Origin of the sequence: Thalassospira australica, from assembly GCF_044790785.1 — a bacterium.
Classification (GTDB): Bacteria; Pseudomonadota; Alphaproteobacteria; order Rhodospirillales; family Thalassospiraceae; genus Thalassospira; species Thalassospira australica_A.
Window position 1 is genome coordinate 865,516 of sequence record NZ_CP085258.1, and the last position, 16,215, is coordinate 881,730.

A 16,215-nucleotide genomic window follows, 5' to 3' on the forward strand; every position below is an offset into this window, starting at 1 on the left:
TCCCGGTAACAAGCAGCCTGACTTGTTTCTGTTTCCGGGAAGTCCGTAAAACATGCCTGCCTTCAAAAGAACAGTTCTGGCAACTGCCACCATCCTGTCCCTGCTTGTTTCTGTCATGATACCGGTGTCTGCGTCGGCGAATGACCGTCTGATCAATGCTATCCGCGCGATCGAAACCCGGCTGAACGGGCGAATCGGCGTCAGTATCCTGAACGTTGAAAACGGACGGGAATGGCAATATCGCGCAGATGAACGTTTTCCGATGACCAGCACGTTCAAGCTGCTCGCTTGTGCTGCGGTGCTGCACAAGGTTGACCGTGGGGACGAAACGCTTGATCGCCGTATCACTTTTGGGGCGGATGATCTGGTGACCTATTCGCCGGTAACGGAAAAGCATGTTGATGGCGGTATGACGATTGGCGAATTGTGCGAGGCCACCTTGCATCTGAGCGATAATACGGCGGCCAACCTTATCCTTGATGTGCTGGGTGGCCCCGATGCCCTTAATGCTTACTTGCGCGATATTGGCGATGATGTGACCCGCCTTGACCGGATAGAACCCGAATTGAATGCCGCAACACCGGGCGACCCGCGCGATACCACAACCCCCGATGCCATGCGTGCAACTCTTGCCTATCTGTTGCTCGGCGATGCACTGTCCCCGGAATTGCGCCAGCAGCTTGAAGACTGGCTGACGGGTAATCAGGTCGGTGGCCCGTTGCTGCGGGCCGGTTTACCCGATGACTGGAAGATTGCAGACAGAACCGGGGCTGGCGGATTTGGATCGCGTGCCATTGTTGCGGTAATCTGGCCACCGGAACAAAAGCCGGTGATAGCTGCAGTCTATATCACACAGACATCCGCATCGATGGAAGAACGCAACGCAGCGATTGCAGATATCGGGCAGGAAATTTCTGCCGCTGTCATGCAGTAGAACTCTGTCCCCGAAACAGGAAGCAGAATGTGCTCCCGCTAATGTAAAACTTGCCGGTAGCCAGTCAGCCCAATAGCAGCTAAAAGTATGGGGCAATATTGTAAGTTATTGGCGTTAAAGGCGGTCGCGTGCTGTTTCGGGGAATTATCCTTGCTGTAAGTGTCGCATTTGTCGCTTTTGTCTATGCCCTGTTACAGGTCATGGCAAAGGCTGGCCTTGATGTGCGTATCATGTGGATTATCGGGTCCATGGTAACGGGGGTGGCGATCGTCGCGGTGGCCGCCCTGTCACTGTCTGCACGGTGGCGATCTGCCGGTGATCGTGACATTGCGCCATTGTTAAACGGTTTGGCGCATTCCGATATTGGTGTTGCCCTGATTGATGCCTATGGCCGCACGCTTTATGCCAACCCTGCCTTTCCACGCAAACTCGGTATCGAACCGGGCGAGGACATGCTTGCCGCCCTTGAAGCACGGCTAAGCTTTCTTGATGTCGGCAGTTCCGAGCTGGCCGATTTGCGGACACGCGCGATGCGCGGCGAAGCTGGCGAAATTTACGTCGATTTTTCACAAGCCAGAAAAACCGGGCAACTCGCACTTGCTGCTCCTGCCGGGGCTGCGGACGATGATGCAACCGGGAATGACGAAACACCGCCAGACGACATTGCCGAAGAAATTTACGAAGCCGGTACGGCCTGTCTTCGAATTTCGGTGACTGCGGCAAATGCCCGCGCAGGCCAGATGCTTTGGACGGTTGACGGTATCGATCCGTCTGCGATGCCCGAAGCGGGGCGTTCACTTGTTGTTGCTGAACAGTCTGCTGCCTTTGGGGCGTTTGTCACCGGTTCGGATGATGAAATGACGGTTGGCGGTGTCGCGTCGCGGATGGCAGATGGTGCGGGAAGCGAACAGGCCGATCAGATGGTCGAACGCCTGCCCGTTGGCGTTTGCGGTCTGGATGAAGAAGGCCGCATTCTTTACCTGAACCGGCGTCTGGCAAGCTGGCTTGGCGGTGAACCCGAAGATTTCGCCACCGGTACGCTGGAACTGGCCGATCTGATTGTCGGCGACGGCATGAATGGCGAGGTGAAGCTCAAGGTCAAGGGCGGCGAGCCGATCAAATGCTTTGTCACCCATTCGATCAACGCACCCGGCACTGGTCCGATCCGAAGCCAGGCGGTGGTCTTCCCCGATCCGATGCCAGCCCATGAATGGGAACATGCGCTTGCCGAAACGGAACGCCGGGTACGCTGGTTCTTTGACGACAGTCCGCTTTCGATTGTTCTGGCCGATATGTCGGGCACGGTTACCGATGCCAACCGCGCCTTTATTGAAACGGCGGGGCAACGACATGAACGGGTGATTGGTAGATCCATTCTTGAACTGATCCTGCCGGAAGACCGCGACGAAGTTGCCCGCTATCTGTCCAAGGCTGTCATGGGTATGGGCAAGGGCGGCCAGATCGAAGCCCGTCTGCAGGGTTCGCGCGGGGTCGCCGCACAGATTTACCTGCAACGTGTCGCGGGACGTTCGGGAGAAGCAGGTGCGCTTCTGCTAAACTTCCTTGATACGACCGAACAGAAGAATCTTGAGGAACAATTTGCCCAGTCGCAGAAAATGCAGGCGGTCGGACAGCTTGCCGGCGGGGTTGCACATGATTTTAACAACCTGCTGACCGCGATGATCGGCTTCTGCGATTTGTTGCTGTCGCGGCACGGGCCAGGCGACCCCAGCTTTGCCGATATCATGCAGATCAAACAGAATGCCAATCGTGCAGCCAATCTTGTCCGGCAGCTTTTGGCGTTTTCGCGTCGTCAGACATTACAGCCCAAAATCATCAACATCACCGATGCATTGGCGGAAATGTCGAACCTGTTGCGCCGTTTGATTGGTGAAAAGATCGATCTGAAGGTCAGTCATGGTCGCGATATCGGTCTGGTGAAGGTTGATCCGGGGCAGCTTGATCAGGTGATTATCAACCTTGTGGTCAATGCACGCGATGCCATGGCGGCCAATGGCGGGACGCTTACGGTTCAGACCGGCACCGAGATTGTGGATGAGGCACGCAATACTGGCACCGAACTGATCCCGCCAGGGGATTATATACGGATCGAGGTTTCCGATACCGGTATCGGCATTCCCAAGGATAACCTGACACGCATTTTCGAACCCTTCTTCTCGACCAAGCAGCGGGGCGAGGGCACGGGCCTTGGCCTGTCGACCGTTTACGGGATTGTCAAACAGACCGGCGGTTTCGTTGCCGTTCAATCCGAACCCGGTGTAGGCACGACTTTTACGATTTATCTCCCTCACTACGAAGCGACTGAGGAAGAACTGGCCGAAACCCGTGCGGTGGCCGAAGAAGCCCCGTCACGCGATCTGACCGGTACAGGTGCGATCCTTTTGGTCGAGGACGAGGACGCGGTTCGGACATTCGGTGCGCGTGCTCTTCGCGGCAAAGGCTATGACGTGCTTGAAGCCAATAATGGCGATAACGCGCTTGAGGTTCTGGCGAAAACCGACAAGACCATTGATCTGGTTATTTCCGACGTGGTGATGCCAGGTATTGATGGTCCGACCCTGATCCGCATGTTGCGTGAAAAGCGCCCGGATTTGCGGGTCATCTTTATCTCGGGCTATGCCGAAGATACCTATCGTGATGAACTTGACGAAGAAAACGGCGTGCATTTCCTGCCCAAGCCCTTCTCGCTCAAGGACCTTGCGACCAAGGTCAAAGAAGTCCTGTAAGTTGTTGCTCTATCCTGTCAGATAGAAAATCGAACCGCCATAAAGGCATAAGATCGAAACGCTTTCCCAGCCGATATTGACAAGCCCTCTGCGTTCGCGGTTCAGCATCCCCAACAGAAGTATGCCGGTCATCAGAATGACAAGGGCGATGGTGAACAGGTGCTGCGGACTGAATGCGGCGTAAATCGACCCGTCGCGATAGGCGAAGTCCGATGCCGCCAGAAACAGAACGTCAAACGCATTGCCGCCGATAATATCCCCAACTGCCAGATTGACTGCTCCCATGCGGACAGCTGCAATTGCCGAAACAAGTTCGGGCAACGATGTCGCAATCGCGGTCAGGAATGTGCCAACAGCCGTTTCGCTGATGCCGGTTTTCTCGACGATCGCCAACCCGCTTTCACCAATAGTGTAACCGGCGATTGCTGTTATCGCGGCAAAGGCCAGAAACGCTGACCACAGACGTAGCGAACTTTCCGGATGATAATCTGCATCATCTTCCTTGGCATCCTCGTCGGTCAGGTCGGTTTTGCGGGGCCGCCACATCGGTTGATGGCGGATTTCGGCAAGTAGAGACAGGCCAAAGCCATACAGAATGAACAACAGGATCGATACCGGGTGGATATGCAATATTGTCCAGTCCGGCCCGGCATAGGCCAGAAGCGGTAGGGCAAGCATGCTGACCAGCAGGGTCGCCTGCGCCAGTCCGGTGGCGCTGGCGGCGGCATGTTCCAGATTGCCCTTGCGATACAGAAAGTCGGCAATTCCCAGAAAGGTTGTCTGGGCTGCAATGCCGCCTAGCGCATTGCCAATGGCAAGGTCAGTATGTCCCTGCCATGCTGTCGTCACCGAAAGCACACTTCCGGGCAGGCTGGTTGACATACCGACAAAAACCGCACCGGCAATGATTTGTCCCATGCCGGTTCGTTCGGCCAGTTTGACAGCAATCGTTGCCAGCCGCGTCCCGGCAAAACCGATGATCAGTGCACAAATCGAAAACAGTCCGACTATGGACCAAAGCGGCAGGCTGGCAATTGCAGGCAGCATCGAAACATCTTTTGTTCGGATCTGGCCGCATTTGCACCGGGGCGGCTTTACCTGCCCTTTATGACGCGTCGGGTGCCGTCATGTTCCCTGATTTTGCGAAAGTTAAAACACTTCCCCTTCCGGACGTGCCAGCGGCTTGTTTTCGTTGTGTTCAATTGCTTCTTCACGGGCGCGATGTGTAATGTCAATCGGCTCGCCCTGGCGGGTGTCGGGGCGGACACGGCCAAAGAAATCGGACAGTTCCTTTGCGACGGTTTCAGGTCCCGTGACCTGACGCAGCGTAAAGCTGTGCCCCAGCCGGTCGGTGACATGAAGGTCGCCATAATCGAAAATATTCCCGATCACGCTTTTGCTGATCTGTGTGCTTTTGATGGACTCGAACCCGCGATCATCCTGATCCTTGCGCAAGACACCGCTGCGCGTGACGATCCGGTTATTGGTTATGACGCGCTCAAAGAAAAACAGATCGCGAATAGCGGTCAGGGGCAAAAGAATGCTGTCGCGTGCAGCACGTGTTGAAACGCCAAGGGCACGTTTCAACAGCTTCCAGACAATCGAAATCAGCGCGATGATCAGCCCGAACAGGGCAATTGAAAACACGAATTCATATTCTTCCCAAACCCGATCCAGTGCGGCAAAGGCTTCGGGGCCGGTCAGAAGGGCGCGTGCCTGCGGCATCAAGAAATCGTATATCGCGCGCCAGTGATAGGACGCGTAGATCAGAACCGCAATCCAGATGATCTTGATGATACCGGGGACAAGGATCGATACAGGCGAAATCGGCAGATCCATGATCACCACCTCGCCATCATGCAGATGGCGGCGGATGCCCTTGAACGGTTTGGTTTCCGCGGCGGTCTCGTTTTTCCGGCTCATGTATGTCGTCCTGTTTCAAGCAATCGGTTCAACATACGGCGCGATCAGAATTTCGCAAGCGGGTGAAGGGTTTGCTTTGGTACTATTCGTTGTTTTACCGCGATAATCTGTGATTTTTACAGTTGCCAAAAAGGGCAAAGTCGCGCTTATCTTCCCGAACCGGTTGCGCCACATCCCGGTCAACAACCAAAACAATATCCAAGCAAGAGCCCCGCATGATCCCGTTCTTCGGTGAAGCTGCCGCCTTTACTGCCGCGATGGCCTGGGCGACGTCGAGCATGATTTTTTCCAATATCGGCGGCAAGGTGGGCGCGCAGACGGTCAATCGCGGGCGTCTGGCATGCTCGATCACCTGTCTGACGTTGCTGCATTGGCTGCTTGAAGGGCAGCCTTGGCCGAATGCCGTAACATGGGAACAGCTTGGCTGGCTTTCACTATCTTCGATCCTTGGGCTTGTGATTGGCGATGCCATGCTGTTTCAGGCCTTCGTTACCCTGGGGGCGCGGCTATCGATGCTGATGATGTCGACCGTGCCGATCATGGGGGCGGTTCTGGGCTGGGTGTTGTTTGACGAAGTTCTCAGCCTTCAGGAAATGTCGGGTATCGCACTTGGCATTGGCGGCATCCTTTTGGTCATCATGATGAAAAAGGGACGTCCTGTCGGGTTGGAGGGACGCAATTATCTGGTCGGTATCCTGTTTGGACTTGGCGGTGCCATCGGGCAGGTTTCCAATCTGGTGACGGCGAAATATGCACTGATTGGCGGTTATTCCGCGCTGTCGGCAACATGGATCAGAACCTTTGTCGCGGTTGTGATCATGTGGGGAATTGCGGTTGCGATGGGACGAGCCCGGCGTACGATTGTGGCGTGCAGTGCGCCGGATGTCGGGCGGTGGCTGTTCCTTGGTGCCTTTATCGGCCCGGCGCTTGGTGTATGGCTTTCGATGGTGGCGGTTCAGAATGCCAATGTCGGTATCGCATCGACGCTGATGGCGTTGCCGCCGGTTTTGCTGATTGTCTATGAAGGTGTGGTTCTTCGCCGCCCGGTCGGCCCGCAGGCCATCATCGGGACCTGCATGGCTTTTGGCGGGGTTGCCCTTTTATTCCTGCATTGATCGGTGTTTCTGACGCCGTCTGAGCCAGACCGGGATGAATGCCAGATTGGCAATCAGGCTGATCCCGAACAGGATGGATACCCAGATCGGAAGATTGACCAAGGCACCTGTGCCGCGAAGGCCGGGCGTGGCCGGTTCGGGTGGTTTTGATACACCTGTCATGTCTGGCGTATCAGGCGAATGGGTCAGGATGACCTGATGGCCCATACCGTCCGATACCATGATTCGCCAATGCGCGCCGGTTTCCCCGTCACGCGACAAGGAAGGCGTCGCCACAGCAAAATGCCCGGCGCGATCCGTCCGGCCCTTTTGCCAGATATTGCCATCCGGACCGGTTATCGTGACTTCGGCAAACATCATTGCCGTGCCGTCGGTATATCCGAACTGATAGACGGTGGCGGATTGACTTTGATCGATTTGCCATCCGGCACCATGTGCCAGTGCAGGCAGAGGTCCCGCCAGTAGCAGGGCCAAAGCCAGATTTGTTGAGCGAAGAAATGCCATCATGACGGAATACTATTCCGCAATGTCAAAAGTCATCGTGGCGCGCAGATTGTGTACACGCACACCTTCCTGGGCATCGGGAAGATCGGCGGCAACGCGCACCACCCATAGACCCGGCGCACTGATACGGATTTTGGCAATGCCGCTACCGCGATTATCGCTCATGGTTTCGGTATAATAGGCATAGGAAGACGGCGTATCGGTGAAGCCCGCATAGGTTGCCAGAACACTGGTCGAATAGGGTTGCCCATCCAGCAGAACCTGAACATCAATATCATCGTCGATGCTTGCTGTGCGCGGATCGCTTAACGGCACGATTTCAAGCTTGTGCCCGAGTGGTATGGAAACAAACTCGGCATTTCCATCACCACCGGTCAGGTTTTTGGAAAACTTTTCAAAGCGCGAGGATGCAATCGCATCCGGGTTCACATCCGGTCCGCCTTCCTTCCAGCCATCCGGCGTCTGGGACCAGATCACCGGCAGGCGATGACTGACGAGCCATGCGGCGCTGTCCGGAAGGGTAAAAGTGCCCTTCAGGTTCGGGGTATCTTCATTTTCGGTAATTTCAAGATCGGTGGTGACCGAGGGGGTAATCAATTGTGCGGTTACATGTTGCGGGGCTTCGGCTTCTTCGGGAACACCGAAAACATGGGTCGAATCGAGGGTGAAGACAGCATTGTTCTTGCCGCTATCGGTGATGATGTCACTGCTGGCGATGAATTCGTGGGCTGTTGCACCATAGCCGATCAGGCAACCCAGCGCGGTAATTGCAAGCGGGGTTGTGAACTTTGATTGAAACATCTGCTATCCTTTGGGAGATTAGGGGAGTTGAAAGGCGGTATGAACTTTTCAAAATTGTTCATACGAGTCAAGCTGATGATTCTGAAAGGGAATTCGTATGACCCGCGTGACCGTATCGATCGAAGACGATTTGATGGAGGCCTTTGATGCCTTCCTTGAGCATCGCGGCTACACCAACCGGTCAGAAGGTTTTCGTGACCTGATCCGGGAAAAGCTTCAGAATACCAAGCTTGACGAAGATACCGGCGGCGTTGGTATCGCGGTTCTGAATTATGTTTATGACCATGAAGAGCGCATGCTGGCGTCGCGACTTATGAGTGCCCAGCACGAACATCATGACCTGACCGTGTCGACCGTCCATTTCCATATTGATCATGATACCTGTCTGGAAAGCGTGACCCTGCGTGGCAAGCTTGCCGATATTCGCAGATTCGCCGATCAGGTCCTGGCACAGCCGGGTGTCCGTCACGGGCAGCTTTATTCCGTGCCCGGTGAACTGCATGTCGAAGCCCATCATCACGGGGACGACGAACATGGTCACGCGCATCGTCACGAACATCTGAAAATCACGACCTGAAATCGTGCCGCAACAGAACCATTCCAACAGCTTGTGGGCTGCAGGACCGCTTCACTCAGAGGAAAGGCAGGAACTCTTCCACCGATAAATGAGAACAAACTTGCAACATTCATTTTTTTATGAGAGTGTTCGCATTATGTTCTCAATGCGTTTGCCGAAATGAGCTGGCGGGATTGCCAATCATCCGGCGGGGCACCTAGCGGTGGCGTTCCGCATTCTGGACCGGGGAACCGCCTGCGTTGCATCCTACCCGGCCCTGTGGAATAAGAGAGTTCGAAAAATGATTCAGACCGCACTGCATTTGGTGGATAAGGATACGATGGATAAGCAGAAGGCACTCGAAGCCGCCCTTGGGCAGATCGAACGCGCATTTGGCAAGGGCTCGATCATGAAGCTCGGCCAGCGCGATAGTGCGGTTGATATTTCAGCCATTTCGACCGGATCGCTTGGCCTTGATATTGGGCTTGGCATTGGTGGTCTGCCGCGTGGCCGCATCGTCGAAATTTACGGCCCGGAAAGTTCGGGTAAAACCACACTGGCCCTGCACACCATTGCCGAGGCCCAGAAACTGGGCGGCACCTGTGCTTTTGTCGATGCCGAGCACGCGCTTGATCCGGGTTATGCCCGCAAGCTGGGTGTGAATACCGACGAACTCCTGATTTCGCAGCCTGACGCCGGTGAACAGGCGCTTGAAATCGCCGATACGCTAGTGCGTTCCGGTGCGATTGATGTTCTGGTCGTCGATTCGGTTGCCGCCCTCGTACCACGTGCGGAACTTGAAGGCGAAATGGGCGATACCCACGTTGGCCTGCAGGCCCGCCTGATGAGCCAGGCATTGCGCAAACTGACCAGTTCGGTCTCGCGTTCCAACTGCATGGTCATCTTCATCAACCAGATCCGTATGAAGATCGGTGTGATGTTCGGTAGTCCGGAAACCACCACGGGTGGTAACGCGCTTAAATTCTATGCGTCTGTCCGTCTCGATATTCGCCGTATCGGCCAGATCAAGGATCGTGACGAAGTCGTGGGTAACCAGACCCGCGTGAAGGTTGTCAAAAACAAGATGGCCCCGCCGTTCAAGCAGGTCGAATTCGATATCATGTATGGCGAAGGCATTTCCAAGATGGGTGAAATCCTTGATCTTGGCGTCAAGGCAGGCATCGTCGAGAAATCCGGTTCCTGGTTCTCGTACAATTCGACCCGTATCGGTCAGGGCCGCGAGAATGCCAAGACCTTCCTGCGTGAAAATCCGGAAATGACCGCCGAGATCGAACGCAGCATCCGCGAAAGTGCCGGCCTGATTGCTGAGGCAATGACCAGCATGAGCGATGATGAACCGTCAAATGACGATGATGCGTGATTGCTGACTACCGATTTTCGCCAAATGCATCAAACGGGTCCTTCGGGGCCCGTTTTTTGTTGCGAGGTAGGCAAATCCGCAATTGCCCCAAAATGATCAAGATTGGCTGCAACCCGCAAAAACAAAGACATCGGCTCTGCCTTAATTGCGTCAGATCAGACACTTGGCAACCGCACAGGGAACTTTGTCTTTCCGGCTCCGTTATGAGGAATGTGAACAAAATCACGTCGAGCAAACAGGAGAAACCGAAATGTCTGACTTTCTGAAAAAGCTTTTCGCCGTTGCAATGATTTCCGGCATGGGTCTTGGCCTTGCTGCCTGCGAGACCGCCGAAGGCTTTGGCAAAGACATGGAAAATGCGGGTGAGTCCATTCAGGAAGAAGCTGAATAACAACATTGCCGTGCGGCTTCTCTGATGCCTGACGGGCACCGGGCTTGATCCCGGTGATCCGCCAGCGGCCAAAACCGAAAAGGAGATAACATCATGTTGGGTTGGGCAGTCTTTTGTCTCATTCTGGCGCTTGTCGCCGCCGTCCTTGGTTTTGGCGGCTTGGCAGGTACGTTTGTCGGGATTGCAAAGATCCTGTTCTTTGTCTTCCTCGTACTGTTCGTTGTTTCGCTTCTGGTCAACGCACTGCGTGGTCGTCGTCCTCCGATCTGATCGCGATATCGACAATAATACGAGCAAACGGAAACGGGCGTGCTGCGGCGCGCCCGTTTTTCTGCGTGGCTTTTAAATCATCCATGCAGGAAAGAGTTGCCAGCCGGTCGTGACCCCGACAAGATAGCAACCGATTTCGGAAGCCATATGCCTTGCGTCAGAAGCGGGCCGCGGCCGCCTTCAAAATCAACATGTCGTTAAAGGCAGGAGCAATCAAACGATGTCTATTCTTGTAAAACGTATTCTGGCACTGACCCTGGTCGCTGGTTTTGGCATGTCGCTGGCCGCGTGTGAAACCGCCGCCGGATTTGGACGTGATGTCGAAAAACTTGGCGAACAGATTCAGGAAGGCGTTAACGAGTAACCTGTCAGCGTTTGGCATATCCAAAAGGTTTCTGCCTTGATCACCTGCTATTTGAAATATGTTGTCGACATGCATAAAATCCCCGAATTCGAGGAGTATGCACGCCGCTGGATTCCCATCGTCAACCGGATGGGCGGCGATCATCACGGCTATTTCCTGCCACATGAAGGGGCCAGCAACATTGCCTATGCCCTGTTCAGTTTCCCGAGCCTTGCGGCTTACGAAGATTATCGCAACCGCATGGCCGATGATGATGAGTGTGTTGCGACACTCGAACTTGAAAAACGCAACCGCAGCATCATCAGTTACGAGCGCAGTTTCATGCGCCCGGTTCTTGAGTAGGTCGGCATATCTGATCATGGCGTTGCGGCGTTGCCGGTACGGTGCCAGATGCAGAAATCATCACTTAAACACCGCAAAGCCTTTCCCCGACTGGACAGCACAGGGACGAGCCGCTAAATAGGGCAGTCGCGCCGCAAGTTTGCGGCAGCGATTGTTCCGCGTTTTCCGGGTTGGAGAGAGATGCAGACCGTTAACGATATCCGCACCACGTTTCTGGAATTCTTCCGAAAGAACGGCCACGAGGTCGTGTCTTCCAGCCCGCTGGTTCCGCGCAATGACCCGACCCTGATGTTCACCAACGCAGGGATGGTGCAGTTCAAAAACGTTTTCACCGGTCAGGAACAGCGCGATTATTCGCGTGCGACCACCTCGCAGAAATGCGTGCGTGCCGGTGGCAAGCATAACGATCTTGAAAATGTCGGTCATACGGCCCGTCACCATACCTTCTTTGAAATGCTCGGCAACTTTTCGTTCGGCGACTATTTCAAGGAAAACGCGATTGAATTCGCTTGGAACCTGATCACCAGGGAATACGGCCTCCCGGCAGAAAAGCTGCTGGTTACCGTCTATCACACCGATGACGAGGCCCATGGTCTTTGGAAAAAGATCGCCGGTCTTTCCGATGATCGCATCATTCGCATTACGACCTCGGATAACTTCTGGTCGATGGGCGATACCGGTCCTTGTGGTCCGTGTTCGGAAATCTTCTTTGACCATGGCGATAAAATCTGGGGCGGTCCTCCGGGCAGTGCCGACGAAGACGGCGACCGGTTCATCGAAATCTGGAACCTCGTCTTCATGCAGTACGAGCAGATGGCAAATGGCGAACGCGTCAATCTGCCAAAGCCGTCGATTGACACGGGTATGGGCCTTGAACGTATCGCGGCTGTGCTTCAGGGCAAGCACGATAACTATGATATCGACCTGATGCGCGCCCTGATCGAAGCATCGGCGGACGCCACCAGCACCGATCCCGATGGACCGCATAATGTGTCGCACCGCGTGGTTGCCGACCATCTGCGTTCGACCAGTTTCCTGATTGCCGATGGTGTTCTGCCGTCCAATGCCGGACGTGGAAACGTGCTGCGCCGTATCATGCGCCGCGCCATGCGTCACCTGCACATGATCGGCACCCAGGACCCGGTGATGTATAAACTGGTTCCGGCACTGGTGCGCAAAATGGGCGGTGCCTTCCCGGAACTGGTTCGGGCACAGGCATTGATCGAGGAAACCCTGAAGCTCGAAGAGCAGGGCTTTAAAACCATGCTGGACCGCGGCCTCAAGATGCTTGATGACGCGACCGATGGCATGGCGGAGGGCGCAATCCTCTCGGGTGATGTTGCCTTCAAGCTTTATGATACTTACGGCTTCCCGCTTGATCTGACGGCAGATGCGCTTAAACCGCGCAAGATCGGCATTGATGAAAGCGGTTTTACGTCCGCCATGGAAGAACAGAAAGCCAAGGCCCGTGCCGCATGGTCGGGTTCCGGCGAAGCCGCGACCGAGGAAGTCTGGTTTGACATCAATGACCGTGATGGCGCGACCGAATTCCTCGGCTACGAAACCGAAAATGCCGAAGGCGTTATCACGGCCCTGATCAAGGATGGTGCCGAGGCCAAAACCGCGACCAAGGGCGACGAGGTTGCGATTGTTGCCAACCAGACCCCGTTCTTCGGGGAGTCCGGTGGTCAGCAGGGCGATGCCGGTGTGATCAAAACCGAAAAGGGTGCCGTGATTGAAATCACCGACACCCAGAAAAAACTCGGTGCGCTTCATGTGCATCTTGGCAAAATTGTCGAAGGTGATGTTTCGGTTGGTGATGCTGCCGAATTCCGTGTCGATCATACCCGCCGTTCGGCCCTGCGCGCCAACCATTCGGCGACCCATCTTCTGCATGCGGTCATGCGCAAGCATCTGGGCGATCACGTGACCCAGAAGGGATCGCTGGTGGCCAAGGATCGCCTGCGTTTCGACGTATCGCATCCCAAGCCGATTACCGCCGAAGAAGCCGCTGTGATCGAATTCGACGTCAACCGTCTGATCCGCGAAAACAGCGAAGTCACCACCCGTCTGATGACCCCGGACGAGGCGATTGAACTGGGTGCGATGGCGCTGTTTGGCGAAAAATACGGCGATGAAGTCCGCGTTGTATCGATGGGCCTGCCCGAAGCAAACGAACATGCCTATTCGCTTGAACTGTGCGGTGGCACCCATGTCAAACGCACCGGTGATATCGGTATGTTCAAGATCGTATCCGAAGGTGCGGTTTCAAGCGGTGTCCGCCGTATCGAAGCCTTGACCGGTTCGGATGCCGCAAGCTACATGGCGGCTCGGGATCAGCTTCTGCAAACCATTTCGGCCGATCTTAAAGCCGTTCCCGAAGATGTTCCGGCACGTGTCAAAGCCTTGCAGGATGAACGCCGCAAGCTTGAACGCGAGGTTTCCGACCTGCGCAAGAAACTGGCGACCGCCGGTTCGGGCGGGGCATCGGGTGCGGATGCGTTCAAGGAAGTCAACGGTATCAAACTGGCCCTGCGTGTTCTGGACGGTATCCCGGCCAAGGAACTCAAGGGCATGGTTGATGAATTGCGCGATCAGATGGGATCGGGTGTTGTTGCCCTGATTTCGACGGACGGCGGCAAGGCATCAATCGTTGTCGGCCTGACCGAAGACCTTGCGGGTAAGTTCAGCGCAGTCGATCTGGTCCGTGTCGGTGTCGAAAAACTCGGCGGCAAAGGCGGCGGTGGTCGCCCGGATATGGCACAGGGCGGTGGGCCCGATGCCGATCAGGCCGACGCGGCACTTGCTGCGATTGAGGCAACGATTGCTGCCTGATCGTCTGCAAAGCCGAATGTTTGAAAGGGGTATCCATATGGGTGCCCCTTTTGTTTTAGGCTGACTACGAGATTATAAAATTGGTGGAAATTATTACATCCTAATAAAGCTTTTGATTGCAGCATTTGAATGTTGGGGTTTAACCTGAAGTTGCAATTCTAGCAGGGGGATGTGATTTGAGACCGGATTATTTGGTACAAGGCGAAGTTGCCCGATTATTTCCAGTGTTGGCGACGACTTCAAAGGAAGGGAGAACAACCTCCATCGTTCTGAGTTGTATTGCCAATGTAGATGAATTTGGCAAAGAGCTATTGAAATCTGTGGGCGTCAAGACGGGAAAGAAGGCCGTTATAGAAGCCTATACAGAGGTTGTCTTCAGCGCGGGTAAAGAAAAAGAGAAGGATCGTCCTGACGGCTTGCTGGTTGTCAAGACCGGGAAAAAGGAATGGCGGGCGCTTATTGAAACCAAAGTCGGTGCCAGTGATCTTAATGAGGAGCAGATCGAGCGATACAGGGGTATTGCAAAAGATCATAACATCAATTGCGTAATTACCGTCTCAAATCAGTTCTCTTCACGTCCGGAAAATCATCCTCTTCAGTCGGTTCGGAAAAGCCGCTCGAAGATACCTGTTTATCATTGGTCATGGATGTTCATTCTTACTTCCGCTGATTTGTTGATAAACAACGAGCAAATTGAAGACACAGATCAGATGTTTTTGCTTAATGAGCTAAAACGGTTTCTGACACATGAAAGTGCCGGGGTTAAAGGTTTTGACCGGATGCCTCCTGAATGGAGCGAGCTTAATAAGCAGGTTTCGGCTGTTGGCGGTATTCCTGCCAAATCGTCGGAAGCATTGGCTGTGCTTGAAGCTTGGCACCAGGAAACGCGTGACCTTTCTCTGATTTTGAGCCGACAAACGGAAACTGTAGTAAATGAAAAGCTGCCGAGAAAACATCTTCAGGACCCTGGTTTGCGGTTGAAAGAAGAGTTTGCACTGCTGAGAGAAACAGGAAGATTGCAGGCTATCTTGTCCATTCCAGATGCAGCATCGCCTGTCGAAATCTACGCGAATATTCTCAGCCGGACGGTTTCTGTCGAAATGTTTCTGCGGGCACCTGAAGATCGAAAATCGACCAAAGCCCGGATGACATGGTTACTGCGTCAGTTAAAGAGCGTAGCTACACCCGACATTCACGTGCGTTTGATGTGGCCCGGCAGTAGCGAGGCAACGCACTATTCACTTGAGGCCCTTAGAGAAGATCCGGCAATTGCTGAAACTGACAAAAACAGTCTTCAGGTTCTGGGATTTCACGTCTTTTTGTCTCGTCGTTTAGGGGCGCGATTTACGCAGAACGTCAATTTTATCTCTGATCTGGAAGCAATCGTTCCCGAGTTCTATCGCACTGTTGGTCAAAATCTTGTTGCGTGGCGAAAAGCTGCTCCACGTATCAAAAGCGAAAGGGACGAGGCAGTTGATGTCAGTGTTGATGCGCTGGAAGACGAAGCAGAAGATTTCGCGATGGACAATTGACCCCATCGCAATTCGATTAAAAAAGGCCCCGAAATAGGGCCTTTTTTATATGCTGTGATGAGTTTCAGTCTTGCAGCATCTGTTTGTTCAGTTGTGCAAGTTTCTGCTGCTTTTCCTCGTCCGTCGTTTCTTCATCTTCGTTTACTGTCAGAAGCTCCTCTGCCGATGTTGGCAGCGTGGATTTGGAGGCTTCAGCCTGCTGGCCGATCAGTTGGGCTTCTGTTCGTGACTTGGCACTTGCATTTGCAGCAAGCGGGTCAAAAGACGGAGTATCCGATAGCGGCGCGGCTCTGCCTGAGCTGGCATCGTCTCCCTGCCTTTGGCGCATGAAGGCGATGGTTTCTTCGGGGACTTGTTTGTTCGCAACGTTGATCCCCAGCTTTTGAAACGATGCAACATTGAACTGGGACGGATTAATGCTGGTCATGCAGTGTTTTCCAAAAGTTTTACCCTGAAAAGTTGCAAGCAATAATCAGACCACCCGTTCATCTGCGTGCCGTTGGATTTGACCGTCGCGTGG

At 54.3% G+C, this 16,215-nt stretch carries 16 protein-coding genes; 11 read left to right on the top strand and 5 right to left on the bottom strand.

The genetic code is table 11. From position 1 onward, the window contains the following. Positions 1-115: 115 nt before the first annotated feature. Positions 116-934, top strand: coding sequence for a class A beta-lactamase (gene bla, locus LG297_RS04035; RefSeq protein ID WP_404426929.1), 819 nt, complete (start codon positions 116-118; stop codon positions 932-934). 128 nt (positions 935-1,062) lie between these two features. After that, the gene (locus LG297_RS04040; RefSeq protein WP_404425378.1) at positions 1,063-3,681 is read left to right on the top strand and encodes an ATP-binding protein; all 2,619 of its coding nucleotides are present in this window, start codon (positions 1,063-1,065) and stop codon (positions 3,679-3,681) included. A 9-nt stretch (positions 3,682-3,690) separates the two neighbouring features. On the opposite strand, the gene LG297_RS04045 is transcribed toward LG297_RS04040, so the two are convergent. Together LG297_RS04045 and LG297_RS04050 are read right to left on the bottom strand one after the other, a co-directional pair. Further along, positions 3,691-4,728: a sodium:calcium antiporter gene (locus LG297_RS04045; protein WP_404425380.1), complete on the bottom strand. Its 1,038-nt coding sequence runs from the start codon at positions 4,726-4,728 to the stop codon at positions 3,691-3,693. A 102-nt stretch (positions 4,729-4,830) separates the two neighbouring features. Beyond that, entirely contained in the window at positions 4,831-5,604 is a 774-nt protein-coding gene (locus LG297_RS04050) for a PH domain-containing protein (RefSeq protein WP_404425382.1), read from the bottom strand. 215 nt (positions 5,605-5,819) lie between these two features. Between LG297_RS04050 and LG297_RS04055 the strand changes: the two genes are divergently transcribed. After that, complete coding sequence (locus LG297_RS04055; RefSeq protein ID WP_404425384.1) at positions 5,820-6,719, top strand: DMT family transporter; 900 nt, start codon at positions 5,820-5,822, stop codon at positions 6,717-6,719. Here the strand turns inward: LG297_RS04055 and LG297_RS04060 are convergent. Beyond that, a complete protein-coding gene (locus tag LG297_RS04060; RefSeq protein WP_404425386.1) occupies positions 6,705-7,226 on the bottom strand; it encodes a hypothetical protein in 522 nt (173 codons plus the stop codon). The two genes, LG297_RS04055 and LG297_RS04060, sit on opposite strands and share 15 nt — an antisense overlap. 9 nt (positions 7,227-7,235) lie before the next feature. Further along, positions 7,236-8,024: a DUF4198 domain-containing protein gene (locus LG297_RS04065; RefSeq protein ID WP_404425388.1), complete on the bottom strand. Its 789-nt coding sequence runs from the start codon at positions 8,022-8,024 to the stop codon at positions 7,236-7,238. 97 nt (positions 8,025-8,121) lie between these two features. On the opposite strand from LG297_RS04065, the gene nikR reads away from it, so the two are divergent. The 8 genes from nikR to LG297_RS04105 all read left to right on the top strand — a co-directional run bounded on the left by nikR (position 8,122) and on the right by LG297_RS04105 (position 15,695). Beyond that, positions 8,122-8,601: a nickel-responsive transcriptional regulator NikR gene (gene nikR, locus LG297_RS04070; RefSeq protein WP_404425390.1), complete on the top strand. Its 480-nt coding sequence runs from the start codon at positions 8,122-8,124 to the stop codon at positions 8,599-8,601. A 280-nt stretch (positions 8,602-8,881) separates the two neighbouring features. After that, complete coding sequence (gene recA, locus LG297_RS04075; protein ID WP_341363371.1) at positions 8,882-9,961, top strand: recombinase RecA; 1,080 nt, start codon at positions 8,882-8,884, stop codon at positions 9,959-9,961. A 250-nt stretch (positions 9,962-10,211) separates the two neighbouring features. Continuing rightward, positions 10,212-10,352, top strand: a complete 141-nt coding sequence (locus tag LG297_RS04080; protein ID WP_097051001.1) for an entericidin A/B family lipoprotein — start codon at positions 10,212-10,214, stop codon at positions 10,350-10,352. Between the two features lie 93 nt (positions 10,353-10,445). Then, a complete protein-coding gene (locus LG297_RS04085) occupies positions 10,446-10,622 on the top strand; it encodes a DUF1328 domain-containing protein (protein ID WP_082824831.1) in 177 nt (58 codons plus the stop codon). 220 nt (positions 10,623-10,842) lie between these two features. Beyond that, positions 10,843-10,986 carry an entericidin gene (locus tag LG297_RS04090; protein WP_404425393.1) on the top strand — a complete coding sequence of 48 codons (144 nt, stop codon included), beginning with the start codon at positions 10,843-10,845 and terminating at the stop codon, positions 10,984-10,986. Between the two features lie 36 nt (positions 10,987-11,022). After that, positions 11,023-11,328: an NIPSNAP family protein gene (locus LG297_RS04095; RefSeq protein WP_404425395.1), complete on the top strand. Its 306-nt coding sequence runs from the start codon at positions 11,023-11,025 to the stop codon at positions 11,326-11,328. Between the two features lie 180 nt (positions 11,329-11,508). Continuing rightward, positions 11,509-14,163, top strand: coding sequence for an alanine--tRNA ligase (gene alaS / locus LG297_RS04100; RefSeq protein ID WP_404425397.1), 2,655 nt, complete (start codon positions 11,509-11,511; stop codon positions 14,161-14,163). Positions 14,164-14,339: 176 nt separating this feature from the next. After that, positions 14,340-15,695 carry a hypothetical protein gene (locus LG297_RS04105; protein WP_404425399.1) on the top strand — a complete coding sequence of 452 codons (1,356 nt, stop codon included), beginning with the start codon at positions 14,340-14,342 and terminating at the stop codon, positions 15,693-15,695. Positions 15,696-15,759: 64 nt separating this feature from the next. On the opposite strand, the gene LG297_RS04110 is transcribed toward LG297_RS04105, so the two are convergent. Further along, on the bottom strand, positions 15,760-16,164 hold the full coding sequence (locus LG297_RS04110) for a hypothetical protein (protein ID WP_404425401.1): 405 nt from the start codon (positions 16,162-16,164) through the stop codon (positions 15,760-15,762). Between the last annotated feature and the right edge of the window lie 51 nt (positions 16,165-16,215).

What these genes read in the sequence shown, in the direction of transcription:
- LG297_RS04060 (WP_404425386.1), bottom strand. Translation starts at nt 7,226, where the DNA reads ATGATGGCATTTCTTCGCTCAACAAATCTGGCTTTGGCCCTGCTACTG.
- bla (WP_404426929.1), top strand. Translation starts at nt 116, where the DNA reads ATGATACCGGTGTCTGCGTCGGCGAATGACCGTCTGATCAATGCTATC.
- LG297_RS04050 (WP_404425382.1), bottom strand. Translation starts at nt 5,604, where the DNA reads ATGAGCCGGAAAAACGAGACCGCCGCGGAAACCAAACCGTTCAAGGGC.
- LG297_RS04055 (WP_404425384.1), top strand. Translation starts at nt 5,820, where the DNA reads ATGATCCCGTTCTTCGGTGAAGCTGCCGCCTTTACTGCCGCGATGGCC.
- LG297_RS04085 (WP_082824831.1), top strand. Translation starts at nt 10,446, where the DNA reads ATGTTGGGTTGGGCAGTCTTTTGTCTCATTCTGGCGCTTGTCGCCGCC.
- LG297_RS04065 (WP_404425388.1), bottom strand. Translation starts at nt 8,024, where the DNA reads ATGTTTCAATCAAAGTTCACAACCCCGCTTGCAATTACCGCGCTGGGT.
- LG297_RS04090 (WP_404425393.1), top strand. Translation starts at nt 10,843, where the DNA reads ATGTCTATTCTTGTAAAACGTATTCTGGCACTGACCCTGGTCGCTGGT.
- LG297_RS04080 (WP_097051001.1), top strand. Translation starts at nt 10,212, where the DNA reads ATGTCTGACTTTCTGAAAAAGCTTTTCGCCGTTGCAATGATTTCCGGC.
- recA (WP_341363371.1), top strand. Translation starts at nt 8,882, where the DNA reads ATGATTCAGACCGCACTGCATTTGGTGGATAAGGATACGATGGATAAG.
- alaS (WP_404425397.1), top strand. Translation starts at nt 11,509, where the DNA reads ATGCAGACCGTTAACGATATCCGCACCACGTTTCTGGAATTCTTCCGA.
- nikR (WP_404425390.1), top strand. Translation starts at nt 8,122, where the DNA reads ATGACCCGCGTGACCGTATCGATCGAAGACGATTTGATGGAGGCCTTT.
- LG297_RS04045 (WP_404425380.1), bottom strand. Translation starts at nt 4,728, where the DNA reads ATGCTGCCTGCAATTGCCAGCCTGCCGCTTTGGTCCATAGTCGGACTG.